Genomic DNA, 24,940 nt, shown 5'->3' on the forward strand with positions numbered 1-24,940 from the left:
TCGGCTCCCCTTCCGGTCTGGTATCCGCCCACAGCTCTTCCCCAACGAGGGGAGACGCTGCCCGGCACCGCACCGAAAGTCCAAATCACCCTCACCGGATCCGACTGGTCGTTGGAATCCTGGCGAATGGGTGACCGATTGGAGTCGGCGGTCACCTGATCGGCCCTGCCGTGTTGCCCGTGCCGGGGTGACAGGGAAGCGTGGGCCGAATCGCCTGAAGTCGGAGGAACCTGATGCTGGGTAAGCCCACGCCGTCGGACGTGTCGTCAGGTCTGGTGACCGGGCTGTTCTCCATCCCCGAAGGCATGGCGTACGCGGCGATCGCCGGGTTCAACCCGGTCGCCGGTCTGTTCTCGGGTGTCGTCCCCGCGATCGTCGGCTCGGTCACCGCCCGCACGGTGCTGATGGTCACCACCCTCACCAGCGCCATCTCGCTCACCGCGCAGAGCGTGCTGGCCGACGCCGGGCTGGACGCTTCGAGCGCGGGCAACATCGCGATGCTCGCCGTGATGACCGGCCTGGTGATGCTGCTGATGAGCGTCCTGCGGCTCGGGGTGGTGCTCTCCTTCGTCTCCAACGCGGTGATGACCGGCTTCTCCGTCGGCATCGCGGTGCAGATCATCACCGGTGTCCTGAAGGACGCCACCGGCTACCAGCCGCACGGCCACAACAAGCTGGTGCAGCTGGGCGACTGGGCGGTCCACCTCGGCTCGTGGCAGCTCGCCGCCACCCTGGTCGCCGCTGCGACCGTCGGGGTCTGGGCGCTCGCGCACGCGGTGAAGCGGCTTCGTACGGTGGCGCTGCTGATCGCGATGGTGGTCGTCAGCGTCGCCGTCGCCGCGCTCGGCACGGACGTGGAGCTGGTCAAGGGCATCGCCGACATCCCGTCCGCGCTGCCGCACTTCACCGCCCCGGACTGGTCCGCCTTCCCGCACCTGCTCGGCGGGGCGGTCTCGATCGCGCTGGTCGGCCTCGCCCAGGCGGCCGGCATCGCGCCGACCGTCCCCAACCCCGACGGCACCCGCTCCTCCGTCAACGGCGACTTCGCCGCCCAGGGCCTGGCCAACGTGGCCGGCGGGCTGTTCCAGTCGCTGCCGGTCGGCGGCTCGCTGTCCCGTACCGGCGTCGCCGTCTCCGCCGGTGCCCGGACCCGCTGGGCCGGGATCTTCTCCGGGCTGTGGCTCGCCGCGATCGTCCTCACCCTCGCGCCGCTCGCCGAGCACATCCCGATGCCGGTCATCGGCGGCCTGATCATCGTCGTCGGCGCCGAGCTCGTCACTGGGAAGATCCCCGACATCCGGCTGGTCCTGAAGACCTCGCCGCTGTCGGCGGCCGCGATGGCGCTGACCTTCCTCGGCACCACCCAGCTCCCGCTCCAGCAGGCGATCATCCTGGGCGCGGTGCTGTCCCTGCTGCTGTACTGCGCGCAGGCCGCCCGCCAGTCCCGCCTGCTGGCCCTGGAGCCCGCGGGCGACGGGCACTGGCGATCGGCCGCTGCACCCGCCGCACTGAATCCCGGTCAGGTCACCGTCCTGGACTACAACGGCGTCAGCCTGTTCGCCGAACTGCCCCGGATCGAGCAGGACTGGCCCGCCCCCGCCCGGGACGCCGTCCTGATCCTGGTGGTCCGCAACCTCCCTGACGTGCCGTCGTCGGCCATGGTCAAGCTCCTGCGCCGGAAGGCCGACGAACTCCACCGGGCCGGTGGCCGGCTGGTCCTCGCCGGAGTCCAGTCCCCGCTGGCGAAGATCGCCACCGACACCGGACTGGCCGACCACCTCGGCCCCGGCGGCATCGTGCCCGCCACCGGCGTCCTCTTCGGGCCGCTGGAGACCGCCCTCGACGAGGCCGAGAGCTGGATCGCCGCCCGGGTGCCGACCGCGCCGTGACGAACCCGGCAGCCCGCTGACGGCGGGTCAGTCCGCCTGCTGAGCGGTCGAGTTCGTGGCCGTACGGAGTGGACGCGGGGCAGGATCTTGACTACGTTCTGGTGACAAACCTAATTTCCGGACAATCGCCACAACGGGTGAGTCCACCAGGAAGAAGGAGCACCCCCTTGGCCTCCCACCGCCGTCCCAAGCAGCCGAGCCGCGCACGGGCTTCCGTGCTCACCGCTGCCGCCGCGACCGCGGTCGCCCTGTCGGCCCAGGTGAGCGCGCACGCAGCGCCCGCCCAGCCGAGCAAGGACGAGGTGAAGGTGCAGGTCGACAAGCTGGCCGAGGAGCAGGAGCAGGCGGCCGAGCGGTACAACGGCGCCAAGGAGCGGGCCGAGCAGCTGCGTAAGCAGGCCGGCCAGTTGCAGGACCAGCTCGCCCGCGGCCAGGAGCAGATGACCAGGCTGACCGCCGGGCTGGCCGCCGCGGCGGGCGAGCAGTACCGCCAGGGTGGTGTGGACCCGTCGGTGCAGCTGATGCTCTCCGCCGACCCGGAGGGGTACCTGTCGCAGGCCGCCGCCGTCGACCAGGCCACCAGTACCCAGGCCGACGCCCTGAAGTCGCTGCACGACCAGCAGCGCCGCCTGGACCAGCAGAAGGAGGAGGCGGCGGCCGTCCTGGCCGAACTCGACCGCTCCACCCAGACGCTGAACACGGCCAAGAACGAGGTGCAGCAGAAGCTCCAGGAGGCGCAGAAGCTGCTCAACAAACTCAGCGCCGCGGACCGCGCCGCGATCCTGACCGGCTCCGAGGGCACCGCCTCGCGCGGTTCCGCCCGGATCGACCCCGCCACCCTGCCCCCGGCCAGCGGCAACGCCGCGATCGCGGTGCGGGTCGCGCTCGAGCAGCAGGGCGACCCGTACAAGTGGGGCGCCACCGGACCGGACACCTTCGACTGCTCCGGCCTGATGGTCTACGCGTACGGGAAGGCGGGCGTCTCCCTGCCGCGCACCTCGCAGTCGCAGGGCGACGTGGGCACCAACGTGGGGACCGACTGGCACAACGCCCAGCCGGGCGACCTGGTGATCTACCACGGCGACCGGCGGCACGTCGGCATGTACATCGGCAACGGCCTGGTGGTGCACGCCCCGCGCGCCGGTGACGTGGTGAAGACGATGAAGGCCGACGCGATGCAGATCTCCACCATCCGCCGGGTCTGAGGCAGGCCGTCTTCACAGGCCGTCTTCACCGGTACGGCGTAGTCCGGTCGGTAGGCGGTGGCCGAGTCGAGGTCGGCAGGGTGCGATGGCAGCAGCCCCGTGCCCGGCCGATGCGAGGGCACGCTCCTCGCCCGGCCACCCGAGGAAGGACCGACGGATGTTCGACGAACGACGGGCCCGCCGCCAGGCCAACAACGCCTTCGACGACGGCGACGGCGTCACCCGCTACCGCATGCAGCAGAAGATGTTCTCCATCGGCGACGACTACTGGATCGACAACGAAGCGGGCGACCACGTCTACAAGGTCAACGGCAAGGCCCTGCGCCTGCGCCGGACCTACGCCATCGAGGACCCGGACGGACACCGGGTCGCGAGCGTGCAGAGCCGGCCGATGCGGATCAAGGACTCGATGGAGATCGAGGACGCCGACGGCCACCGGCTCGCGCTGGTCAAGAAGGCCCTGATCGGGCCGGTCCGGGACCGCTGGCGGATCAAGCAGGAGGACGGCGCGGACCTGACCGTCCACGGCAACATCGTCGACCACGAGTACACCATCGAGCGGGACGGCTACAAGGTCGCCGAAGTCTCCAAGAAGTGGTTCCGGCTGCGCGACACCTACGGCCTCGACATCGGGCCCGACACCGACCACGCCACCGTCCTGGCCGCCGCGATCGCCATCGACGCGATGGCCCACCCCGGCGACTGACGCAGACCGACTCAGGCCGGTACGGCCCGCAGGGCGCCGGGGTGACGGCCGGTCAGGCGGTCGAGTGCGGCGGCGGTGGCCGGGTCGGCGGGCAGCTGGACGATCAGGCGCTGGTCGTCGTCGGCGGGCAGGTGGAGGGTCTCGTACGACAGCCGCAGCTCGCCGGCCTCCGGGTGCAGCAGCCGGTCGGTCCCGGTGGCGTCCGGCAGCCCGGGCAGGGTGTCCAGCCGGGTGCTGAACTCGGCTCCCGCGGCGACCGTCAGTTCGTCCATCAGCGCCGCCACTTGCCGGTCCGCCCGGCCCGGCCCCTGCTTGAGGGCGGCCACCTGCTGGTCGGCCACCCGCTCCCAGTCGGGGTAGGCGGTCCGGGCCCGGGGATCGGTGAAGACGTAGCGGACCAGGCTCGGCTGCGCGCCGTCCAGCAGGCCGACCGGCTCGGCCAACCGCCGGTAGGCGGTGGTGCAGGCCAGGATCTCGCCGAGGCGGTTGAGCAGCAGGGCGGGGGCGGGTTCGAGGTGATCGAGCAGGGCCTGCACGGTGGGCCGGACGATCCGGTTAGGCGCCGCGCCGCCCATGCAGCTGAACGCGCCGCCCGCCGCCTTGCTCAGCCGGTGCAGGTGGACGAGTTCGCTCGCGGTCAGCCGCAGCGCCTCGGCCAGGGCGGAGAGCACCTGCACGGACGGGTGGCGGTCGCGCCCCTGCTCCAGCCGGGTCACGTACTCGACGCTGACCCCGGCGAGGGTCGCCAGTTCGGCCCGGCGCAGGCCGGGGGTCCGGCGGCGCGGGCCGACGGCCAGCCCCGCCTCGGCCGGGGTGACGGCCTCACGGCGGGTACGCAGGAACAGTCCCAACTCGTTGTCGCTCACCCGTCGAACCTAACAGCCGGGCCCGCACCGGATCGTGGCCCCGCCACTACCAGTCTCCGCTCGGCCTCCCTCGTTCCGGCCACACCCGGCAGGTTGGAGCCGTGACCCGCTCGGGGTCACCCTCCCGACCCCCAGGAGCACGGCCATGACCAGTCAGCCGCTCAACCAGCCGCTCAACCTCGCAGTGATCATCGGCAGCGTCCGCGAAGGCCGGTTCGGACCGGTGGTGGCCCGCTGGTTCGCCCGCCAGGCCGAGCTGCACGGCCGCTTCACGGTGGACGTGATCGACCTCGCCGACACCCCCGTCCCGCTCGAACTCCCGGCCGTGCCACCGGCCTTGCAGCCCGACCTGCCCCGCCCCGCCGCGATGACCGATCTCACCCGCCGCCTCGCGGCAGCCGACGCCATCGTGGTCGTGACACCCGACTACAACCACAGCTTCCCCGCCTCCCTGAAGTCCGCCATCGACTGGCACTACACCGAGTGGCGCGCCAAGCCGATCGGCTTCGTCGGCTACAGCGGCGCCAGCGGCGGCCTGCTCGCCATCGAACAACTCCGCCAGGTCTTCAACGAGTTGCAGGCGCACACCGTGCGGGAGTACGTCTCCTTCCCCCGCTACTACCTGCTGTTCGGCCAGGACGGGACCCTGCTGGAGCCCGAAGGCCCGGACGCCGCAGCCAAGGTGATGCTCGACCAGCTGGACTGGTGGGGCTCGGTCCTGCACGACGCCCGCCGCGACCGCCCGTACGCTGCCGCCTGACACCCCCTCACCGGGCCGGCCGGCCGGGCGAACCGCCCGGCGGCCGGCCCGGGGCCGGGATTCTCCCAACTCCGCTGCGCAGGACGTTCCGTGCTGCGAGCACCGGTGTCACGCAGACCCCGTCGGCACCCGTCCCGGACCGCCCCTGGCGCGAGTTGCTCCAGGAGGGCACCGGTCCCGTCCAGCAGGGTTTCCTCGACCTGGCCGCCCGTACGCACGGATACGCCGGGTGAGCAGGTCTGTCCCACGACAGCGCTGCCGGCTTGCGTCCTCACACGGCGGATAGACCGTCGCGGCGGAGGACCCGCTGGAGCACCTGGTCGACGTCCTCGGTGATCGCGTCCAGGAGCTCGCTGCCGAAGACGCAGAGGGAGTGTTCCCAGGGGTGTCCGAAGGTGCCGAAGCGGAGGTCGTCGGCGAGGAAGATGTAGTAGTCGCCGTCCGGGTAGGGGCTGCGCGGCCAGCCCTCCCGCGAACGGCCTTCGAGGACCCGGGGAAGGAACATGTCGGTCGGTGGAAGATCCGGGCGGAGCCGGTAGCAGGTGTGCTGCCAGTCCAGGATCCAGAGCGACTCCCCCGGGTTGCTGCACTTGGCGAGCCCGTCCTGCACCAGGTCGACCAGGTGGTCGAGCTTCCGGTCCCCTGGGTCGTCGTTCAGTGCGTCAAGGCTCCACGTGATCGATGGCACGGGCTCCGTGATACCGGGGAAGTCGTGCATGCTGGCTCGGAAGTCGAACTTCGCGTCGAAGCGGTCCCAGATTTCGGTGTACTCGATGCTGGTCAATCGGTGCAGGGCTTCGGCCGTCATGAGACGAACCTATCGTCGCCGACGTCGCGTCAGATGCCGGGGGTGGCCGTGATGTCGCCGGTGGTGATGGCTGTGGTGAGGGTGGCGTGGTCGGCGGTGGTGCGGTCGGCGTAGTGGAGGGCGAAGTCGGCGATCGCGTGGTCGAAGGTGTCGGCGTTGCCGAGGTAAGCCGCGATGGCGAGGCGGTCGCCGGAGCGGGCGTGGGCGCGGGCCAGGGCGGTGCCGCACAGGTGGGCGTACTGGCGGAGGGCGACCGGGGGCATGGTGTCGACGGCGGCCGAGCCCTTCATGTCGCGGAGTTGGCGGCCGTAGAAGTGGCGTCCGTTCGGGCCGGTCATCCAGCCGAGGAAGATGTCGCTCGCGGCCTGCGTCAGCCGTTGCCCCGCGACCACCCGGTGGCCGTGGTGGTCGTGGGTGTCGGCGGGCAGGTGGTCCTCCAGGACGGATCGGCCGGCTTCCTTGATCTGGAGGAAGAGCGGGTCCTGCTCGTCGCGGCCGGTCAGCAGGAGGATGAAGCAGCGGGTGCCGACGCTGCCCACGCCGACCACCTTCCGGGCCGCGTCGACGAGGCGGTAGCGGTCCAGCAGGAGGCGGCGTTCCTCGGGGAGCGTGCTGCGGTACTCGCTGAAGATCTTGCCGACGGACCGCAGTTCGGTGCCGCTGACGGCTTCCAGCAGCGGCGGGTCGTGCAGGATGCGGCGTCGGCCGTCCCGGACCTCGGTGAGCTTGTCGAGCGCCTGCAGGCTGGTACGCCGTCGGGCGTGCCCGAGGTTGGCCTCGGCCCGGCGCCGCCGCTCGGGGTCACGGATCAGGGCGAGCACCGCGTCGGCGTCGATCCGCTCGTACCAGACGGTGAGTTCGCCCAGTCCGGCCAGCCGCCGGACCGAGAGCCGGTAGGCCCGGGCGGCGGCTCGTGCGGCCCGCCGGGCGCGCTCGTCGCCGTGCCCGTTCTCGCGGGCGGCCACCGCGACGCTGGCGGCGAGCCGCTTGACGTCCCATTCGAACGGCCCCGGCAGGGTCTCGTCGAAGTCGTTGAGGTCGAACAGCAGCGCCCGTTCGGGGGAGGCGAAGACACCGAAGTTCAGCAGGTGCGCGTCACCGCAGAGCTGGACGGTCAGCCCGGTGTTCGGCACGGCGGCCAGGTCGGCGGTCATCACCGAAGCCGCGCCGCGCAGGAACGCGAACGGGGAGGCCGCCATCCGGCCGTAGCGGATCGGCAGCAGCTCGGCCACCCGGTCGACGGCCTGCCGCTCCAGCACGCCGAGCGGGTCGGGCCGGTCCGCGGCGACGATCCACCGGCCGTGGGCAGCCCGGCTGACGGTCTTTCGGGCCGCGCGGCCGCGGCGTGCTCGCTCGGCTGGACTGGTCATGGCCCGTTCCCTGTCGTCCGTCGCTCCCGGTGCGCTCCTGGTTCGCTCCCCAAGCCTGAGTGTGCCCGGGCCGCCGCGCACGTCGGCCGACCGTGCCGGGTGGGCGTGTTGCGGGCACTGTGCCGCCAACCGGCTGACACCGGTGGTGGGTCGAAGGGCCAACCCCCGGGGCGGTTGGGACGATGCCTGCATGGCACCCGGGCGCGGCACCTCCGAAGGCGCGACGTCGGCGGGACTCGTCCTGTCGACGCTGGCGGCCGGACAGTTCCTGATGGCGCTCGACAGCTCGGTCATGAACGTCTCGATCGCGACGGTGGCCGACGACGTGGGCACGGCCGTGACCGGCATTCAGGGCGCGATCACCGCCTACACGCTGGTCATGGCGATGTTCATGATCCCCGGTGGCAAGGTCGGGGTGCTGATCGGCCGCAAGCGGGCGTTCATGATCGGCTGCGGCATCTACGGCTGCGGCTCCCTGACGACCGCGCTGGCCCCGAACCTGCCCGTGCTCCTGTTCGGCTGGTCCTTCCTCGAAGGCATCGGGGCGGCGCTGATCCTGCCCGCGATCGTGGCGCTCGTCGCCGGGAACTTCGCCGCCGAACGCCGGCCCGCCGCCTACGGACTCGTCGCGGCCGCGGGCGCCGCGGCGATCGCGGTCGGACCGCTCATCGGCGGCGTGGCGACGACGTACTTCTCCTGGCGCTGGGTCTTCGCCGGCGAGGTCGTCGGCGTGCTTGCCATCCTCGTGCTCGCCCGCCGTATCGCCGACGCCCCGACCGGCGACCGCCCCCGGATCGATCTCGTCGGCGCCCTGCTCTCCGCCCTCGGCCTCGGCACCTTCGTCTACGGCATCCTGCGCTCGAGCGAATGGGGCTGGTTCCTGCCCAAACCCGGCGCGCCGGGCTGGCTCGGGATCTCGCTGGTGGTGTGGCTGATGCTGGGCGGCCTGCTGCTGATCCGGCTCTTCCTCCGTTGGGAGACCCACCTCGTGGAGCGGGGCGGGGAGCCGCTGGTGGACCCGTCCCTGCTGCGGAACCCGCAGCTCGTCGGCGGCCTGACGATGCTCTTCTTCCAGTACCTCGTGCAGATGGGCGTGTTCTTCGTCGTACCGCTCTACCTGTCGGTCGCGCTCGGCCAGTCCGCGCTCGCGACCGGCGCGCACATCCTGCCGCTCTCGCTGACGCTGCTGGCCGCCGCGGTCCTGATCCCGCGGTTCCTGCCGGAGGTCTCGCCACGACGAGTGGTCCGGCTCGGTGTCCTCGCGCTGCTCGCGGGCGCCGTGGCCCTGCTGGCCGCCCTCGACGCGCACGCCGGTGCCGAGATCGTCACCGTCCCGCTGCTGCTGATCGGGCTCGGGATGGGGGCGCTGGCGTCCCAGCTCGGCGCGGTCACCGTGTCCGCCGTGCCGGACCGGCAGAGCGCGGAGGTCGGTGGTGTCCAGAACGCCGTCACCAACCTCGGCGCCTCGATCGGGACGGCGCTGGCCGGGTCGATCCTGATCGCCACCATGACGGCTTCGTTCCTGACCGGCATCGAGCAGAATCCGGCGATCCCGCCGGAGGTCACGGCCCAGGCCACCGTCCAACTCGAAAGCGGCGTACCTTTTCTGTCGGATCATCAGCTCAAGGACGCTTTCGCGCAGGCCGGCACGAGCCCGGAGGTGGCCGACGCCGCCCTCGAGGCGAACAGCGCGGCGCGGCTCGACGGCCTGCGCGGCGCGCTCGCCGTGCTTGCCGTCACCGCCCTGCTCGCACTGTTCTTCACCCGCCGGATCCCGGCCACACAGCCCGGAAGCGGAAGCGGCGAGGCGGCGGCGTAGACCTGCCGGTTCACTGCTCCAGTCGGGACCGGTCGGGTGCACGATCGCCCGCGGGCTCCGGCAGGACGTCGGTGATCGACCGCACCTGCTCGGCGGAGAGCGGGACGGTCAGGGCGCCGGCGTTCTCCTCGAGGTGGCGGCGCCTGCGGACGCCGGGGATCGGGATCACCGTCTCGCCCTGGGCCAGCACCCAGGCGAGCGCCAACTGTGCCGGTGTGCAGCCGAGTTCGGCAGCCTTGGCCCGGAGGCGGTCGACCAGGGCGAGGTTGGTCCCGAGGTTGTCGGCTCGGAAGCGCGGGTACCGGCGTCGGATGTCGTCGGCGTCCAGCGCGTCGGTTGAGGACATGGTGCCGGTGAGGAGGCCCCGGCCGAGCGGCGCGTACGGGACCAGTGCGACGCCGAACTCCCTTGCCACGGGCAGGATGTGGCGCTCCAGACCGCGGGTGAACAGCGAGTACTCGCTCTGCAGCGCCGCGATCGGTGCGGTCACGCACGCCCTGCGCAGCGTTTCGGCGCCCACCTCCGACAGACCGAGGCTGCGGACCTTGCCCTCGGTCACCAACTCGGCCATGGCGCCGACGGTTTCCTCGATCGGGACGTCGGGGTCACGGCGGTGGAGGTAGTACAGGTCGACGTGGTCCACCCCCAGGCGCCGCAGCGACGCCTCGCAGGCCCGCTTGGCGTGCTCCGGGGTGGAGTCGATCCGCCGCTCCCTCGGGTCCGCGGTGCGGACGACGCCGAACTTGGTGGCGAGGAAGACCTCTTCGCGCCGGTGCGCGACGGCCCGTCCCACCAACTGCTCGTTGGTGTAAGGGCCGTACATGTCCGCGGTGTCGAGGAAGGTGATCCCCAGGTCGAGCGCGCGCTCGATCGTCGCGACGCACTCCGCCTCGTCCGAGGCGCCGTAGAACTCGGACATCCCCATGCAGCCGAGGCCCATCGCCGACACCAGCGGGCCACCCCTGCCCAGCCTCCTGCGCTCCACCGGCCCTCCCGTTCCGACGAGGACGTCAGCGTACGGCGTGGGGTCCTTGCAGTAGAAGAAGGCGGTCTTCCCCGGCCCACGGTCCGCCCCTATGGTCGGCCCGGGAGCGTCTTCGGACCCGGGCGGGCCGGTGCGGCCGCCCCGTGACGGAAAGGCAGGCTGCTCGTGCGCTTTGACGATGCGTCCAGTGGCTGGACCAGGGCATCCTTCGCCTCGCCCAGGGACTGGCAGCTGCCCTACACGGAGGATCACGACGCCCTCGCGGCCCGCACGCTGGAGCGGCTGGCCGACGGCCCCGGCTTCGCGGTCGTGACCGGGGCTCCGGTGGCCGCGATGACCACCGACGAGGTCCGGAGCTTCAGCGAGTCGATGCTCGGCCATCTCGGCCGCCCGCTCCCGCAGGGCCGCGGCCGGGAGACGGCGCTGGCCTGGCTGGTCCGCGACGAAGGCGCGTCGGCCCACACGGACGAGCGACGGTTCCACGAGGTGGCCTACACCTCGAAGTCGCGGGGCTCGCTGCACTTGCACAACGACCAGGCCGTCCAACCCTTCGGCCACGCACCGGACTACCTCGCCCTGCTCACCCACCGCAAGGCCAGGATCGGCGGCGAGTCCCTGCTACTGGACGCCTGGACCGCGTACCGGGTGCTGCGGCGCGAGTTCCCCCGCGAACTCGACCGGTTGCGGCGGCCGTTCGCCATCGACCGGCGTCATGTGACGCCCGACGGGCAGAACCCGGTGGTGCGGTCGCCGGTGTTCGAGCCGAGCGAGGACGGCCTGCGCGTACGGTGCAACGTCAAGCGGATCGAGACCGCCTACCCGCTGACCGGCCGCACCCCGCCCCCGGCGGACCTGGCGGCGCTCGACGCCCTGCGGCGGGTGCTCGGGCGCACCGACCTACGCCTGACCCTGGCTCTGGAGGAAGGCGACTGTCTGGTCGTCGACGACCGCCGGATCCTGCACGGACGCACCGGTTACCAGGATCACGACGAGCCGGACCGGCGCCGCTGCCTGGTCCGCGTGATGCTCGGGCGGCACCCCGTCGGACCACCCACGCTGCCTCAGGCGTCGGTGTCCAGCACCTCCGAGACCGGCAGCCGGGGTGTCGGAGTGCCCTCCGGTCCGTAGCCGAGCCGGATCAGCATCTGTACGTGCTCGGGGCCCTGCGCGGGATCCCGGGCTTCCCAGCGCAGTTGGGGCCATTCCATGGCCTGGTGCAGCATCGAGGCGCGGACCTGGTGCACGGTCGCGGCGAGCAGGACGTGCTCCAGGGCCAGCCCGGCGCGCAGCCAGTCGGCGGGCCGGTCGTGCGCGGTGGTCAGGACGGCGATGCACGGCTCGGCCTCGAACCCGGCGGGCGGCAGGTGCTCGGCGGGGCGGATCGCCGCGAAGTCCCGCATCGGGAGATGGCCGGACGCGTCCTGCGGCCCGAGCGCGGTGACCGGGATGCCGTAGGGCGGGGAGCCCGGCCCCTGGATCCAGGCGCGGCTCTCGTCACGGTGCGCGGGATCGGTGGTGTTGCGGCGCTCGGCCTCGGCCGTGAGCGCGAGCAGCCGCTCGGTCTCCTGCCGGTCCGGCAGGTGGAGCAGCGCGCCCTCGGCCTGGGCGGCCAGCACCAGCTCGTCGAGGACGGCGTGCGGCACGGTCTCCCCGGTGAACGGTGTGCGGATGGTGTGCCGGTGCCGGATCGCCTCGAACAGCTCGGCGGTCCGCAGGGGTTCGGGCCGGGCGGACCGTGACAGTGCGACGGTGGCCAGCAGGTCGGGCGCGGCGGGATCGGGCAGCAGCCGCACCTCGGCGGCCCAGCCGTGGTGGCGGGCGGCGGTCCGGAGGTTGAGCACGGCGGCGCCGACGGAGATGTGCAGGGCCCGCCCCTCCGGGTCGGCGGCCGGCAGCGCGCGCTCGGACCTGGCCCGTACCTCCAGCGTCGAGGTCTCCGGCCGCAGGCGGAACCGCCAGGGCTGGCTGTTGTGGACGGACGGCGCGGCGACGGCTGCCGAGAGCAGCTGCTCCAGCGCCGCCGCGTCGAGCGTGTGGGTGACGTCCATCGCTGCACTCCTGAAACCGGTGCTCCTTGCCTCGATTCTCCGCGCGGCGGACGCCCGCCGCAGGCGGGGCGGCGGTGCCCGCCCCGCGAGCCGGTCCGCCCTGGCCCGAGGCCGCGGGCGGGACCAGAATTGAGGTCCGTACGGTCGCGACCCCGGACCGCAGCGCACTCCGGGCGAGCTTCGGAAAGGACCGGTCCCGCCATGACCACCCAAGCCGATCAGGCCCGCACCACCAAGCGGTGGGCCCTGCGCCTCGACCTCTTCGAGGAGGGCGATGTCACCAAGGTGCACGCCGTCCTCGACACCGGCGACAAAACCCTGGAGAGCCGCACCACCGCCCAGCGCAGCCCGCACGACGCACCGGTACCGGAGATCGGTGACGAGTTCGCCGCAGGGCGGGCCCTGATCGATCTCGGACACCGGCTGCTCCGCGCGGGGACGACCGACGCGGCCGCCAACGACCCGTCCGTGCACGGCTGACCGTCGGCCGGGGCGCCTCGAGGAGGAGGATCCCGTGGACGCACCGATCGTGGTCGGGTTCGACGGATCGCCCGAGAGCGTGGCCGCCGCCGACTGGGCCGCCGGTGAGGCGCTGCGTCGGCGGTGGCGGGTGGAGCTGGTCCAGGCCTGGCCGTGGTCCGGTGACCACGTGCTGGGCAGCGAGGAGGCGATGCGGTGGGCCAGGCAGCGGCTGGCCGAGGAGGCCGCCGAGCTGGGAGATCGGCTCGGCGGGGTCGAGGTGACCGCCACGCACGTCCAGGGCGACCCGGTCGGCGTCCTGTGGGCGGCAGGTCGGGGCGCCGCGCTGCTGGTGCTCGGTTCGCGGGCGATGGGTGCGCTGCGGGGCTTCCTGACCGGCTCGGTGAGCCGGCAGGTGCTCGGCCGGGCGGACTGCCCCGTGGTCCTGGTCCGGACGGACGACGGAGCCCCCGCCGGGCGGGACGTGGTGGTCGGCCTGAGCATGCGTCACACCTCGGACCGGCCGATGGAGTTCGCCTGCGAGGCCGCCGCCGCGCGGTCGGCCCCGTTGCGGGCGGTCCATGCCTGGAGCCCGCCGAGCGGGAACGACTACCTCGCGTTCGCGGCCATCGGCAACCCGGAGAAGAAGCTCGCGAAGGTCGAGCAGCAGCTGGTCGAGGACGCCCTGGACCCTTGGCGGAGCAGGTACCCGCAGCTCGCGATCACCGCACAGGCACTGCTGGGCACCGCCGCGCTGACCCTGCTGGACGCCGCCGCCGGGGCGGACCTGCTCGTGATCGGCCGCCACGGCCGACGACTCCCCGTCGGCACCCAGCTCGGCTCGGTCGCCCAGGCCGCCGTCCACCACGCGCCCTGCCCCGTCGCGGTCGTTCCGGCGGATCAGCCGCGCAGCCCGTCGAACCAGCGCACCACCTGGGGCGCGGACCGCTTCGCCGTACCGAAGTGGTCGACGCCGGGGCCCTGGTCCACCAGCTCGGCGTGCACCCCGTGCCGGGCCAGGCTCGCGGCGCAGGCCGTGGCGTTGCCGATCGGTACGTCACGGTCGCCCGCGGCCGCGTAGATGCGCACGGGTACGGCGGGCTGCCACTCGCAGGTGTCACTGTTGGCCAGGGCGGCCGTGTAGAGGGCTCCGCTCGGGTGGCGGACGTTCTCCAGCCACTCCGGGGTGAGCGCTTCCTGTGGCGAGGCCGGGAGCGAGAGCGCGATCTCGCCCTCCTGGTGGGTGCCGTCGAAAAGCCCTTCGACGAGCTGGGCATAGGGCTGGCTGAACACCTCGGCCGGGTCCCGGTAGAGCGGGCGCAGCCGGTTCTGGGCGGTCAGGAAGTACGAGAGGTAGAAGACGGCGGTGTGCGGTTCGATCCGGCCGTCCGTGACCCCGGGCAGCTCGGAGCCGAGCAGGTCGTACGGGCCTGCCATCGGAGCCAGTGCGCGCAGCCTGAACCCGTCGTGGCCGCGGGAGAGTTCACGGCCCAGCGCCATCGCGACCTGGCCGCCCTGGGAGAAGCCGGTGGCGTAGACGTCCCGGGTGACGGACCGGCCCAGCCGGGCCCCGGCCGTCCGGGCGGCCCGGAGCATGTCGACGGTGGCGGTGACCGCGGAGGGGGTGTCCATGTACGGGTGCGAGCCGGGGCCGGCGCCGAGGCCGAGGTAGTCGGGGGCCGCCACCGCGCGGCCTGCGGCGGCGTGCAGATAGGGCGTCAGACGGTTGTCGCCCGGGGCGCCGCTCGGCGCGCTGTCCCGGTGGGCGACGGTGCCGTGCGTGTCGGAGACCAGGTCGAGGCGGGGCGCGCCGCCGCGCGGCAGGACGAGCAGCCCGGTCGCGGTGGTGGGGCGGCCCCGGGGATCGACGGTGGCGTACACGAGCCGGTGGGCGGTGACGCCGTGGCGGACGGTCCCGGTGTCGATCCCGGCCGCGGCGAGCGTGGCGGCGACCTCGCTCCGGCTGAGGACGTCGAGCGGGATGATCGAGATCAGGGTGCCCCGGGCGGTGGCCTGCTGCGTCCCGGTGACGGGCGCGGCGAGGGCCACCGGCGCGGCGGCGGCGCCGAGCACGGCGGTGAGGACCATCGCGGCTGCCCCGCGCCGCAACCACTGCTTGTTCTGGTTCTTCGTCATGAGCCAGACGCTATTTCGCCGTTCGGCGCGCCGATATCCCGCTGGCCACCGTGCCGTACGGGGGCTGTCCCCAGCTGACCTGCCGTCAGTCCTGCGGGCAGACGGCCCGCAGGTCCGCCGCCCGGACGAGGGACATGGCCCGGCCGTCCCGCAGGACCACCGCGAACTGCCTTTCCTGCACGGTGAGTTCGGCGAGCGCGGTGGCGGCGGACTCGCCGTGGCCGAAGTGTGGCAATGGCGGGCCGGGGTGGCTGCCGAGCGGGTCGGACGGTGCGGCCCGGCCGTCCAGGAGGGCGGATTCCAGGTCGGGCAGGGTCACCGATCCGGTGAGCTCGGGGGCGGTGGGGCGGCGGCCGTCGGGGCAGGGGCCGGTGGGCAGTTCGGCCGGGGCGCCGGCGTCCGCCCGGGCGCGCAGGGCGGTGAGGGCGTCCCCGACGGTGCAGTGCGAGTTGAGGTAGGGCAGCGGGGGAGCGTCATCGCCGGTGGGGGCGGCGTCCGCGACCCGGGAGCGGTCGGGGTCGCCGTCGAGGAAGCCCAGCCGGAGCATCCAGGTGTCGTCGAAGTACTTGGAGAGGTACTGCCGTCCGGAGTCCGGCAGGATCACCACGACGAGGGCGCCCGGTCCGGCCTCGGCGGCGACCCGGCGGGCTGCGGCCAGCGCCGTACCGGAGGAGCCGCCGACCAACAGACCTTGCTCACGGGCAACTTGGCGGAGAGTCAGCAGGGCGTCGCGGTCGGTGACGGGCAGCACGCGGTCGACGACGTCCTGGTGGTAGGACTTGGGCCAGGTGTCCGCCAGGGTGTCCGGGTGGCGGAAGTGCCCGGCGGCCTCGATGAAGTACGGGCTGCCGTCGCCGCCCCCGTACACCGAGGAGGCCGGGTCCGCGCCGATCACCTGGACGCTGCCGCCGCTGGCCTCCTTGAGGTAGCGGCCGGTGCCGCTGATGGTGCCGCCGGTGCCGATGCAGGAGACCAGGTGGGTGACCCGGCCGTCGGTCTGCCGCCAGATCTCGGGGCCGGTGCTCAGGTAGTGCGCCTCGGGGTTGGCGGGATTGTCGTACTGATCGGCCAGCCAGGCGCCCGGTGTCGTGGCGGCGAGGCGGGCCGCCGTGTTCACCGGATGGTCCGGGTGCTCGCGGGGGAGTCCGGCGGGCCGGATCACCACCTCCGCGCCCAGTGCCCGCAGGGTGGCGGTCTTCTCGCCGCTCACCCGGTCGGAGACCACGACGACGGAGCGGTACCCCTGCTCGGCCGCCACCAGGGCCAGCCCGATCCCGGTGTTGCCCGAGGTGGCCTCGACGATCGTCCCGCCGGGGCGCAGCAGCCCGTCGGCCTCCGCCCGCCGCACCATGTGCGCGGCGATCCGGTCCTTCACGCTGCCGCCCACGCTCAGGTACTCGAGCTTGGCGTAGACGGCCGCACCCGCGTCGCCGTCGGGCATCCGCACGCGCACCAGCGGGGTACGGCCGATCAGGTCGAGCACAGACTCGTGAGCATCCATGCCGGCAACCTTGCCAGCCGGTGATCGGGACAAACCCGCCGGCTGCCTGGTGGCGGTGAGGTGACGGGCGGATCACAAGGTGATCAATGTGATGATTTGGTGATAGCCATAGGCGGTGAACGTGAACATCGCCCGGCTCTCCGGCCGTCTCCTCCCCGCTGCCCTGGCGGCCGCCCTGCTCGCCGGGTGCTCCGGCACCACCGCCTCTCCCGAGGCGGCCGCGCCGAGCGTGCCGTCCGCGAGTCCGAGCCCGACCGCCACGCCCACCGGTGAGGCGGACCCGGCGCTGAAGCCGTTCTACGGTCAGCAACTCGCCTGGGCCGCCTGCCCGGACGACCCGAAGACCAAGAAGCAGGACGAGTCCGCCCTCCAGTGCGCCCGCCTGCGCGTCCCGCTGGACTACACCGCCCCGGGCGGCGAGACCGTCGAACTCGCGCTGGCCCGGCGGCAGAGCGCCAAGGCCGACCAGCGGCTCGGTTCGCTGCTGCTCAACCCGGGCGGCCCCGGCGGCTCCGGCGTCGAGTTCGTCCAGGGCGCCGCCGAGCTGGGCAAGAACGGGCTGCGCGACCGCTACGACCTGGTCGGCTTCGACCCGCGCGGGGTCGGCGCGAGCACCGCCGTGCACTGCCTGGACGACAAGGCCCGGGACGCCTGGGACACCACCGACACCCGCGACGGCAGCCGGGGCACCACCCTGGCCCAAGCCTGCGCGGCCAACTCCGGCAAGCTGCTGGCCCACGTCGGCACCCGGGACGCCGCCCGCGACCTGGACGTGCTGCGCGGCGCCCTCGGCGACCCGAAGCTCAACTACCTCGGCTTCTCCTACGGCACCTACCTTGGCACCCGCTACGCCGAGCAGTTCCCGGCCAAGGTCGGCCGGGTGGTGCTCGACGGCGCCGTGGACCCGACGCTCAGTCAGCTCGACCACTCGGTGCAGCAGAACATCAGCTTCGAGAAGTCGCTGCGCGCCTTCGCGGCCGACTGCGTGCAGCAGGCGCAGTGCAGCCTCGGCAAGGACCCGGAGAAGGCGGCCGAGAAGCTGGCCAAGTTCCTGGACGGCCTCAAGGCCGAACCGCTCGACGTGCCCGGCGGCCGGAAGCTGACCGCCTCCGCCGCCTGGACCGGCACCCTGAGCATGCTCTACGCCGACAAGTCGGGCTGGGAGTACCTGCGCAACGCGCTCGGCTGGGCGATGGTCCGCGAAAAGGGCGACTACCTGATGGCGCTGGCCGACGACTACTACGGCCGGAGCGAGGACGGCGGCCACAACAACATGTTCGACGCCTACACCGCCATCCACTGCGCCGACCCGGGCTCGGGCGCCCCGAGTGACGCTCAACTGGCGGCCGCCAAGCAGCAGTTGCACGAGCAGGCGCCGCTGATCTCGGCCCGCTACACCGACGAGGACCTGTTCGATCCGGACTGCCGCAGCTGGCCGTACCGGACCACCGAGCAGCCAGGACCGGTCAAGGCGGCCGGCGCCGCCCCGATCCTGGTGGTCGGCTCCACCGGCGACCCGGCCACCCCCTACGCCTGGGCCGAGAAGCTGGCCACGGGCCTGGGCAACGCCACCCTGCTGACCCGCGAGGGCGAGGGCCACACCGGCTACGGCAAGAACGAGTGCACCACCGCCGCAGTGGACGCCTTCCTCAACACCGGCACCCTGCCCGCGCCGGGGACCCGCTGCCAGTAGCCGACGGAGCGGCGCCCGCCCGGCGCGCTGCGCGGAGAAGTCGATGGTTTCTCGGGCGTCGGCCCGGCGATACTGGTCCGCTATGACAGGTGACGAGTACTCGACCGGTCCGGCGCTGCGCCGGGTGCTGGCCCGGGCAGGCGGACCGGAACTGCTGGAGCTGCTGGCCAGGGGGCTGACCGGGGCGGATCTGACCACGCTGCTGCTGGAGGTTTTTCGGCGCCGCGCCGATCGGCTCACCCCGGCCGAGGTGATGCGGCGCTATCGCACCGACCGGTTCGTTGCCCCGGCCCCGACGGGCTTCGCCCAGCTGCGACGAGCCGAGGACCTCCTGCTCTCGGCGCTGCCCGACGACTTCCAGATGCTCACGCTGGCCCCGCTCGTCCCGCTGGCGGCGCACACGGCGGTCGCGACGGTCGACCCGCGCAAGGTCGTCGCCACCATCCGTGGCAGCGAGGTCGCAGCCGACCCGACCAACGCCCTGGCCCTGGAAGCAGCCGAGCGCAGATCCCAGGCGCTGGCCGCCGATCCCCGTTCGGCCGTGCCGGTCCGGCTGGCTGCCAGTCAACGCGTCGTGCGTGCCCAGCACTTCGGCGCGCCCGGCATGCTCGCCCACTTCCAACTGTTCGCCCTGGTGACCGCCGGCCGGGACACCGGCAGCCGGACCTTCGAGCAGCAGCACCTGGCCGAGCACCTGCGGTTCGCCGTCCGGGCGATGGCACGCGCCGGGGTGGGCCGGACCGAGATCCGCCTCACCTGCCTCGACGAGTCCGCCGCTCCGATCCTGGCGCGCACGCGGACCGAGCTGGCCGGAACGCCGGGCATCGACATCATCGACGATCCCGACCGGGTGACCGGGCGCGGCTACTACACCGACCTGTGCTTCAAGATCTACGCCACGCTCCACGGCCAACGACTGGAGATCGCGGACGGCGGCTTCGTCGACTGGACCCAGCACCTCACCGGGAACCGCAAGGAACGCCTCCTGATCAGCGGCTTCGGTGTCGACCGACTCGCCACAGCGCTGTGACGCGGCGTCAGGGGGGTACAGCGCAGTCAGGCCACCGTCAGATGGCCCGCCGTGGGCGGAGGCCGTCCAGGAGGACGGTGAGGTAGGCGTCGGCGAGTTCGGGGGACGGGGGCTGGGTTCGGGCGATCGCGTAGGCGGTGCGGCCGATCAGGGTGGTGGTGAGGGTGGGGTCGAGGTCGGTGCGGAGGGTGCCGTTGTGCTGGGCGCCGGTGATCATCTCCTGGACGGCCTGGACCAGTTGGGCGCGTAGGGCGGTGGTGGCGGGCAGGGTGAGGCCGTCGAGTTGGTCGTTGATGGCGTGGTGTGCGGACTGAAAGGTGATCAGTTCGGCGAGGAAGGTGCGCAGGGCCTGGTCGGGGGTGGTCTCCGCGAGCAGCTGTCCGGCGCGGTGGACCACCGGTTCGAGCAGGCCGGACACGGCGGTGTCCAGCAGGGCGTCCTTGCCGCCGAAGGCGCGGACCACGGTGGCCGCTCCGAGTCCGGCGCGCTTGGCGATGGCCTCGACGGTCAGGGGGGTGCCCGGTTCGGCCAGCAGTGCGGTGGCTGCCTGGAGGGCGAGTTGACGGTTGCGTACGGCGTCGGCTCGGCGTCCGCCTCCGGGTCCGGGTCCGGTGGGCATTGACATCTGGAACGGCCCTTCCACATACTCCAACTGGAACGTGCGTTTCAGTTATCGTAGCGCGAGGGGGCCCATGAACGAGCGGATTCTGATCTCCGGGGCGAGCGTGGCCGGGCTGACGCTGGCGTACTGGCTGGCCCGGTACGGCTTCCGGCCCACGGTGGTCGAGCGGGCGCCGGGCATGCGGGCAGGTGGCAACGGCGTGGACGTGAGCGGCCTGGCCGTGGACGTGGTCGAGCGGATGGGGATCATGCCGTCGGTCAGGGCGGCGGCCACCGATGTGCGGGGGATGAAGTTCGTCGACGCCGACGACCGCACCCGCGCGCGGATCGCCCTCCAGGGTGCGAGCTCGGTCGAGCTCATGCGCGGCGACCTGGTGGCACTGCTGTACGACAGCGCCCGCGACGGTGTCGAGTACCTCTTCGGAGACTCCGTCAGCAGGCTGGAGCAGGACGAGGACGGAGTGACCGTCACCTTCGAGCGGGCCGGCGCCCGCCGCTTCGACCTGGTCGTCGGTGCCGACGGCCTGCACTCCACCACCCGCCGCCTGGCCTTCGGCCCCGAGGCGCGCCATCTCCACCACGGGGGCCACTACTTCGCGTTCGCCGATGCCGACGCGGGGCTCGGCGAGGACCGCTGGGTGACGATGTTCAACCAGCCGGGCCGGATGGCCGGGATCTACCGCTCCGGCCGGCACACCCAGGCCAAGGCGTACTTCATCTTCCGTTCGGGCCCGCTGGCCTACGACCACCGCGACACTGCCCAGCAGAAGGAGCTGGTGCGCCGGGCCTTCGCGGACGGATCGCCGTGGCGGATAGGGGAGTTGCTGGCCGGAGCGCTGGCGGACCCGGAGTTCTACTTCGACGCGCTGGCCCAGGTCCGGATGGACTCCTGGTCAACCGGCCGGGTGGCGTTGGTCGGTGACGCCGCGTGGTGTGCCTCCCCGGCGTCCGGGGCGGGGGCCGAACTGGCCCTGGTCGGCGCCTACCGGCTGGCCGGGGAGCTGGCGGCGGCCGGCGGCGACCACCGCCTCGCGTTCTCCCGGTACCACGCCGGGCACCGGGGCTTGGTGCGGGCGAAGCAGCAGATCGGCTTCAACGTCCGTCTGATGGTGCCGAGGACCACGTTCGGCAGGCGGGTCCGTGACACCGTCGCCCGGCTGCCGCTGTTCCCGGCCCTCGGTGCAGTTGAGCGCCTCCTGCAAACCGGGAACCGTCGGACGCTGCCCGATTACCAGGTCTGAACGAGCGTGGCCGGGGCCGCGCGCCCGGGTGGGTGCGCGGCCCCGACGGTGGGTCAGGCGGTGAGGTCGGGGCGCTGGGTGACCCGGATCGCGTTGAGCAGGGTCTTGCCGTCGGAGGCGACGAAGCGGACGTCGAGGCGGCCGTCCGTCACGGTGACGGTGAAGGTCTGGGTGAGGGCCTTGCGGATGCCCGCCTTGAGGGCGATGTCGAGGTCGGGGATCACCTCCTTGTCCTCGATCAGGACGTCGAAGACCCGGGTGTCGGGCGACCTGCGGTCGAGTTCGGCGAAGTCCAGCTCGACCGTGTAGACGCCGTTGGGCACCCGGTCGAAGGCGTAGCCGTACATGCCCTCGCGGGCGGTCTGGAAGCGCTTCGGGTCGGTGGTGCCGGTGATGGTCTCCCGGGTGTCCTTGGCCGAGGAGCGGCCCTGGTAGCCGTAGCCGCCGGTGGCGTACTCGCGGTCCCGGGTCCAGCTGTCGCCGAGCGAGTCGGTGAAGGTACCGGTGGCGCCGGCGTCCAGGGCGACCTGGTAGCCGGGGACCACCACCGTGACGGGGACGGTGAGTTGGGGTGCCCGGCCGCTCGCGGAGCGGATCAGCAGCTGGGCGGTGAGGACGGTGCCGGGCGCGCTGCCGACGGTGTCGAGAGAGAGTTTGACCGTCTGCCGCGCGCCGGTGCCGAGGTCGCCGCCCGCCGGTTCGACCTTCAGCCAGGCGGCGTCGACCGCCTCGGTGACGGTGTAGGCGGTCGGGGCACCGGAGTTGGCGAGCTCGAAGGTGCGGGTACGGGTCTGCCCGGCGGGGACGACGGCGGTCAGGGTGGGCACGGAGGTGGTGACCCGGCCGGTGGCGAGCGCCGTGACGGGCCGTTGGACCGCGCCCGCCGTGACGGTGACCGGGCCGGTGGCGGTGGTGTAGTCGGCCGCGCCGGTCTCCAACCGGTAGTCACCGGCGGCGGGTTGCAGCAGGTAGCCGCCGTCCTCGCCGCTGGTGGCGGTACCGGCTGTCGCTCCGGTGCCGGTCAGCAGCTTGACGGCGGCGCCGGCGAGGGGCTTCCCGTCGTTGGCGTCGGTCACGGTGCCGCGCACCAGGCCGGTCCTGACGGGCCGGAAGGTGACGGCCAGTCCGTTGCTCAGCACGGCGGTGTTCAGCGAGTACTGGAGGGCGTCGGTGCCGGTGGCGTTCTCCAAGCCGATGGTGGCACCCGATCCGGCGGCCAGGCCGGCGGGGGCGGTGTCCTTGTAGCGGTAGGTGAAGCTGCCGTCCTCACCGATCGTCACCGAGAAGGAGAGCCGCTGGGTGCGGTCGGAGTAGAACGCGACGTTGCGCCACTCGACCACGAAGGCCCGGTTCGGGGCGGCGCCAGTGGAGGCGGTGTAGACACCGGAGTTGGCGTCCAGGTAGAGGTCGTCCCAGAGCGGGTAGAGCGCGCCGTTCGGCAGACCGGGGGAGGGGATGGCGCCGTTGCTGTAGACAGTGGAGGCGGCCGGGAAGGACAGCACGCCGTCGGTGCTGACGTACCCGACGGTGTGCACGCCACCGTACAGCGGGACGGCGAACGGCAGCCGGACCTGCTCGGCGGCGGTGTCACCGGTGAGGGCCAGCTTGGTGCTGCCGCCGACCCACTCGCCGGTGCCGGCCGCGCAGCTGTAGCCGAACGTGTCGGTGCGCACCGGCAGTTCGATGTCGGCGGTGGTGTCACCGGTGAGCGACAGGTGCCGCAGGGCCTGGTCGGCGCAGCGGTACGGGGAGCTCGCGGTCACGTCGTACTCGCCGAGCGGCAGCGTGAACCGGTACTGGCCGACCGCGTCGGTGGTAGCACTGACCGGGGTGCCGGCGACGGTGACCACGGAGCCGGCCGCGGGGGTGCCGCCGCTGCGGACGGTGCCGGTGACGGTGGCGGAGGGAGCCTGCTCGACCGCGAAGTCCTGGCTGACGGTCTGGTCGGCGACCACGGTCACGGCCGAAGTCGCGGGCTGGTAACCGTACTTGGTGACCGTGACGGTGTAGCTGCCCTCGGCCAGGTTGGCCAGGCTGTACGAGCCGTCGGCGGCGGTGACGGCGGTGCGGTCGATCGCGCCGTCGGCGAGCACGGTGGCACCGGCCAGACCGGTGCCGCCCGAGGTGACCCGGCCGGTCAGGGTGCCGACCGGGCCGTGCGAGGCGGCGGAGACGGCCGCGTAGGCGTCGAGCTTGCCCTCGCCGAAGATGTTGTTCTTCTCGGCGGTGCCGCCGCAGGCGGTGGCGTCGGTGTTGACGGCGGTGCGGTCGAGCAGCGCCCGGGTCTCGGCCACGTTGCCGCGCAGGGACGGTGAGTAGGCCCAGATCAGGGCCACCGTGGCGGCGGTGTGCGGGGAGGCCATCGAGGTGCCGCTGAACGCGGCGTAGCCGGCGCCGGGCACGCTGGAGCGGACGTTCTCGCCGGGTGCGGCAAGGTCGGGCTTGACCCGCCCGCTCTCACCGGGACCGCGGGAGGAGAAACTGGAGATGGCGCCGGCGCTGTTGAAGGAGCCGGAGGAGTAGCCGTTGGTGTAACCGCCCGGGTAGCCGTTGGTGTTGCAGCCGGGGCCGCTGTTGCCGTTGGAGAAGGCGGGGAAGATGCCCGCGTCCACCCACGCCTGCACAGTCAGCCGGTACCAGTCGTCGTAGAGCGTGCCGCCCCAGGAGTTGTTCACCACGTCGGGGGCGAGGTCGGGCCGTGGGTTGTTGCCGCTGCGGTCGGTGGGGGCGATCACCCACTGGCCGGCGGCGAGCAGCGAGGCGTCGGAGCAGCTGTTGGTCTCGCAGCCCTTGGCTGCGATCCAGCGGGCGCCGGGGGCGACGCCGATCCGGTCGGCGCCGGCCGAGCCGACCATGGTGCCCATGGTGTGGGTGCCGTGGTCGTTGTTGTCGCAGGGCGCGGCGGCGGGGCAGACGTTCGCCGGGTCGAACCAGTTGTAGTCGTGGCTGTAGACCCCGTCCGAACTGCGGCCCCGGTACTGGGCGTTGACCGCCGGATGGGTGTAGTCCACACCGGAGTCGATGTTGGCGACGACGATGCCCTCGCCGCGGTCTCCCAGCTCGTCCCAGACCCGTGGGGCACCGATCCGGTCGATGTTCCACTCGACCGCGTCCTGAGCCTTGGGCTCGGCGGTGCCGGGGACGATCTCGTCCAGCTTGACGGTCTGCTCGGCGCGGATCGAGGCCACCTCGGGCTGTTCGGCGATCCGGTCCAGCAGTTTGCGGTCGCCGGTGACCCGGATGGCGTTGACGATCCAGTACGACCGGTAGTCGGCCCGGACGGCGTCGAGCAGACCGCGCAGGTTCGCCTGGGTGGCGTCCGCGTGGGCGGTCTTGGACCGGAACAGTGCCTCGGCCTTGGCGGCCTTGGTGGTGGCGCGCTGCGCATCGACCGTGACGGCCTGGGAGTTGAGCTGGACCCAGTACACCGCCTTGTCGTCGTCGGCGAGTTGCTCCAGCACCTTCGCCTCGATCTTGGCGGTGGGCGCGGGCGGGGTGACCGGTGCGGCGAAGGCCGGTGCGGCGAGGGTGACCGTCGGGAGGGCGAGGGCGGCGAGCAGGCCGGTCAGGGCCGTTCGCCAGCGGCGGGTCGGTTGTGCCACGGATTCTCCTTCACGCGGTGGCGACGGCAGGGAGCCGTCGCGCGGACGGGTGAGAACAGTGGTGCGGTCGCCATCCCTGCCCGGACGGAAGCGGGCGGGAAACCGGATTCTGGTGGCAGGAACATGCCATGGCTGTCAAGTGACGCTGCTGATATTGTTTCTGACGTATGGTCAGAAAGTATCGGGGCATGTGCGGGGCCC

19 protein-coding genes and 1 pseudogene are annotated in these 24,940 nt (G+C 72.6%); 11 read left to right on the forward strand and 9 right to left on the reverse strand.

Annotated features, from left to right (window positions below; translation table 11 throughout):
- Nucleotides 1-233: 233 nt before the first annotated feature.
- The 3 genes from F4556_RS35960 to F4556_RS35970 all read left to right on the forward strand — a co-directional run bounded on the left by F4556_RS35960 (nt 234) and on the right by F4556_RS35970 (nt 3,800).
- Nucleotides 234-1,889, forward strand: a complete 1,656-nt coding sequence (locus tag F4556_RS35960; RefSeq protein WP_184923740.1) for a SulP family inorganic anion transporter — start codon at nt 234-236, stop codon at nt 1,887-1,889.
- 167 nt (nt 1,890-2,056) lie between these two features.
- Nucleotides 2,057-3,094 carry a C40 family peptidase gene (locus tag F4556_RS35965; protein WP_184923742.1) on the forward strand — a complete coding sequence of 346 codons (1,038 nt, stop codon included), beginning with the start codon at nt 2,057-2,059 and terminating at the stop codon, nt 3,092-3,094.
- 157 nt (nt 3,095-3,251) lie between these two features.
- Complete coding sequence (locus F4556_RS35970) at nt 3,252-3,800, forward strand: LURP-one-related/scramblase family protein (protein ID WP_184923744.1); 549 nt, start codon at nt 3,252-3,254, stop codon at nt 3,798-3,800.
- 11 nt (nt 3,801-3,811) lie between these two features.
- On the opposite strand, the gene F4556_RS35975 is transcribed toward F4556_RS35970, so the two are convergent.
- Entirely contained in the window at nt 3,812-4,666 is an 855-nt protein-coding gene (locus F4556_RS35975; protein ID WP_184923746.1) for a helix-turn-helix domain-containing protein, read from the reverse strand.
- 145 nt (nt 4,667-4,811) lie between these two features.
- Between F4556_RS35975 and F4556_RS35980 the strand changes: the two genes are divergently transcribed.
- Complete coding sequence (locus F4556_RS35980) at nt 4,812-5,426, forward strand: NADPH-dependent FMN reductase (RefSeq protein WP_184923748.1); 615 nt, start codon at nt 4,812-4,814, stop codon at nt 5,424-5,426.
- 271 nt (nt 5,427-5,697) lie between these two features.
- Here the strand turns inward: F4556_RS35980 and F4556_RS35985 are convergent, their stop codons facing one another.
- A complete protein-coding gene (locus F4556_RS35985) occupies nt 5,698-6,234 on the reverse strand; it encodes a DUF2716 domain-containing protein (protein WP_184923750.1) in 537 nt (178 codons plus the stop codon).
- Nucleotides 6,235-6,263: 29 nt separating this feature from the next.
- Nucleotides 6,264-7,604 carry a DUF2252 domain-containing protein gene (locus tag F4556_RS35990; protein WP_184923751.1) on the reverse strand — a complete coding sequence of 447 codons (1,341 nt, stop codon included), beginning with the start codon at nt 7,602-7,604 and terminating at the stop codon, nt 6,264-6,266.
- A 190-nt stretch (nt 7,605-7,794) separates the two neighbouring features.
- Here F4556_RS35990 and F4556_RS35995 point away from each other — a divergent pair, with 190 nt between their 5' ends.
- A complete protein-coding gene (locus F4556_RS35995; RefSeq protein ID WP_184923753.1) occupies nt 7,795-9,423 on the forward strand; it encodes an MFS transporter in 1,629 nt (542 codons plus the stop codon).
- A 10-nt stretch (nt 9,424-9,433) separates the two neighbouring features.
- Here the strand turns inward: F4556_RS35995 and F4556_RS36000 are convergent, their stop codons facing one another.
- Nucleotides 9,434-10,408, reverse strand: a complete 975-nt coding sequence (locus tag F4556_RS36000) for an aldo/keto reductase (protein ID WP_313069106.1) — start codon at nt 10,406-10,408, stop codon at nt 9,434-9,436.
- Between the two features lie 165 nt (nt 10,409-10,573).
- Between F4556_RS36000 and F4556_RS36005 the strand changes: the two genes are divergently transcribed.
- Nucleotides 10,574-11,536, forward strand: a complete 963-nt coding sequence (locus tag F4556_RS36005) for a TauD/TfdA family dioxygenase (RefSeq protein ID WP_184923755.1) — start codon at nt 10,574-10,576, stop codon at nt 11,534-11,536.
- Here the strand turns inward: F4556_RS36005 and F4556_RS36010 are convergent.
- Nucleotides 11,470-12,456, reverse strand: coding sequence for an Acg family FMN-binding oxidoreductase (locus F4556_RS36010; RefSeq protein WP_184923757.1), 987 nt, complete (start codon nt 12,454-12,456; stop codon nt 11,470-11,472). The two genes, F4556_RS36005 and F4556_RS36010, sit on opposite strands and share 67 nt — an antisense overlap.
- A gap of 201 nt (nt 12,457-12,657) precedes the next feature.
- Here F4556_RS36010 and F4556_RS36015 point away from each other — a divergent pair, with 201 nt between their 5' ends.
- Nucleotides 12,658-12,936: a dsRBD fold-containing protein gene (locus F4556_RS36015; protein WP_184923759.1), complete on the forward strand. Its 279-nt coding sequence runs from the start codon at nt 12,658-12,660 to the stop codon at nt 12,934-12,936.
- A gap of 49 nt (nt 12,937-12,985) precedes the next feature.
- Nucleotides 12,986-13,798: pseudogene (locus F4556_RS36020) on the forward strand (universal stress protein); the annotation flags it as partial.
- A 17-nt stretch (nt 13,799-13,815) separates the two neighbouring features.
- Here F4556_RS36020 and F4556_RS38835 read toward each other — a convergent pair.
- Together F4556_RS38835 and F4556_RS36025 are read right to left on the reverse strand one after the other, a co-directional pair.
- A complete protein-coding gene (locus F4556_RS38835) occupies nt 13,816-15,051 on the reverse strand; it encodes an alpha/beta hydrolase (RefSeq protein ID WP_246511187.1) in 1,236 nt (411 codons plus the stop codon).
- A gap of 85 nt (nt 15,052-15,136) precedes the next feature.
- Nucleotides 15,137-16,552, reverse strand: coding sequence for a pyridoxal-phosphate dependent enzyme (locus F4556_RS36025; protein ID WP_184923763.1), 1,416 nt, complete (start codon nt 16,550-16,552; stop codon nt 15,137-15,139).
- Between the two features lie 115 nt (nt 16,553-16,667).
- Here F4556_RS36025 and F4556_RS36030 point away from each other — a divergent pair, with 115 nt between their 5' ends.
- Entirely contained in the window at nt 16,668-18,245 is a 1,578-nt protein-coding gene (locus F4556_RS36030; protein WP_184923765.1) for an alpha/beta hydrolase, read from the forward strand.
- An 82-nt stretch (nt 18,246-18,327) separates the two neighbouring features.
- Nucleotides 18,328-19,275: a hypothetical protein gene (locus F4556_RS36035; protein ID WP_221503784.1), complete on the forward strand. Its 948-nt coding sequence runs from the start codon at nt 18,328-18,330 to the stop codon at nt 19,273-19,275.
- Between the two features lie 37 nt (nt 19,276-19,312).
- Here the strand turns inward: F4556_RS36035 and F4556_RS36040 are convergent, their stop codons facing one another.
- Nucleotides 19,313-19,900 (reverse strand): TetR/AcrR family transcriptional regulator, encoded by a 588-nt coding sequence (locus F4556_RS36040; protein ID WP_184923766.1) that lies wholly within the window; start codon nt 19,898-19,900, stop codon nt 19,313-19,315.
- Nucleotides 19,901-19,967: 67 nt separating this feature from the next.
- Between F4556_RS36040 and F4556_RS36045 the strand changes: the two genes are divergently transcribed.
- The gene (locus tag F4556_RS36045) at nt 19,968-21,137 is read left to right on the forward strand and encodes an FAD-dependent monooxygenase (RefSeq protein WP_184923768.1); all 1,170 of its coding nucleotides are present in this window, start codon (nt 19,968-19,970) and stop codon (nt 21,135-21,137) included.
- Nucleotides 21,138-21,190: 53 nt separating this feature from the next.
- Here F4556_RS36045 and F4556_RS39275 read toward each other — a convergent pair whose 3' ends face one another.
- Complete coding sequence (locus F4556_RS39275) at nt 21,191-24,739, reverse strand: S8 family serine peptidase (protein WP_184923770.1); 3,549 nt, start codon at nt 24,737-24,739, stop codon at nt 21,191-21,193.
- Nucleotides 24,740-24,940 lie beyond the last annotated feature (201 nt).

Origin of the sequence: Kitasatospora gansuensis (assembly GCF_014203705.1) — a bacterium.
Taxonomy (GTDB): domain Bacteria; phylum Actinomycetota; class Actinomycetes; order Streptomycetales; family Streptomycetaceae; genus Kitasatospora; species Kitasatospora gansuensis.

What these genes read in the sequence shown, in the direction of transcription:
- F4556_RS35960 (WP_184923740.1), top strand. Translation starts at nt 234, where the DNA reads ATGCTGGGTAAGCCCACGCCGTCGGACGTGTCGTCAGGTCTGGTGACC.
- F4556_RS35970 (WP_184923744.1), top strand. Translation starts at nt 3,252, where the DNA reads ATGTTCGACGAACGACGGGCCCGCCGCCAGGCCAACAACGCCTTCGAC.
- F4556_RS35980 (WP_184923748.1), top strand. Translation starts at nt 4,812, where the DNA reads ATGACCAGTCAGCCGCTCAACCAGCCGCTCAACCTCGCAGTGATCATC.
- F4556_RS35985 (WP_184923750.1), bottom strand. Translation starts at nt 6,234, where the DNA reads ATGACGGCCGAAGCCCTGCACCGATTGACCAGCATCGAGTACACCGAA.
- F4556_RS35990 (WP_184923751.1), bottom strand. Translation starts at nt 7,604, where the DNA reads ATGACCAGTCCAGCCGAGCGAGCACGCCGCGGCCGCGCGGCCCGAAAG.
- F4556_RS35995 (WP_184923753.1), top strand. Translation starts at nt 7,795, where the DNA reads ATGGCACCCGGGCGCGGCACCTCCGAAGGCGCGACGTCGGCGGGACTC.
- F4556_RS36010 (WP_184923757.1), bottom strand. Translation starts at nt 12,456, where the DNA reads ATGGACGTCACCCACACGCTCGACGCGGCGGCGCTGGAGCAGCTGCTC.
- F4556_RS36015 (WP_184923759.1), top strand. Translation starts at nt 12,658, where the DNA reads ATGACCACCCAAGCCGATCAGGCCCGCACCACCAAGCGGTGGGCCCTG.
- F4556_RS38835 (WP_246511187.1), bottom strand. Translation starts at nt 15,051, where the DNA reads ATGACGAAGAACCAGAACAAGCAGTGGTTGCGGCGCGGGGCAGCCGCG.
- F4556_RS36025 (WP_184923763.1), bottom strand. Translation starts at nt 16,552, where the DNA reads ATGGATGCTCACGAGTCTGTGCTCGACCTGATCGGCCGTACCCCGCTG.
- F4556_RS36035 (WP_221503784.1), top strand. Translation starts at nt 18,328, where the DNA reads ATGACAGGTGACGAGTACTCGACCGGTCCGGCGCTGCGCCGGGTGCTG.
- F4556_RS36040 (WP_184923766.1), bottom strand. Translation starts at nt 19,900, where the DNA reads ATGTCAATGCCCACCGGACCCGGACCCGGAGGCGGACGCCGAGCCGAC.
- F4556_RS36045 (WP_184923768.1), top strand. Translation starts at nt 19,968, where the DNA reads ATGAACGAGCGGATTCTGATCTCCGGGGCGAGCGTGGCCGGGCTGACG.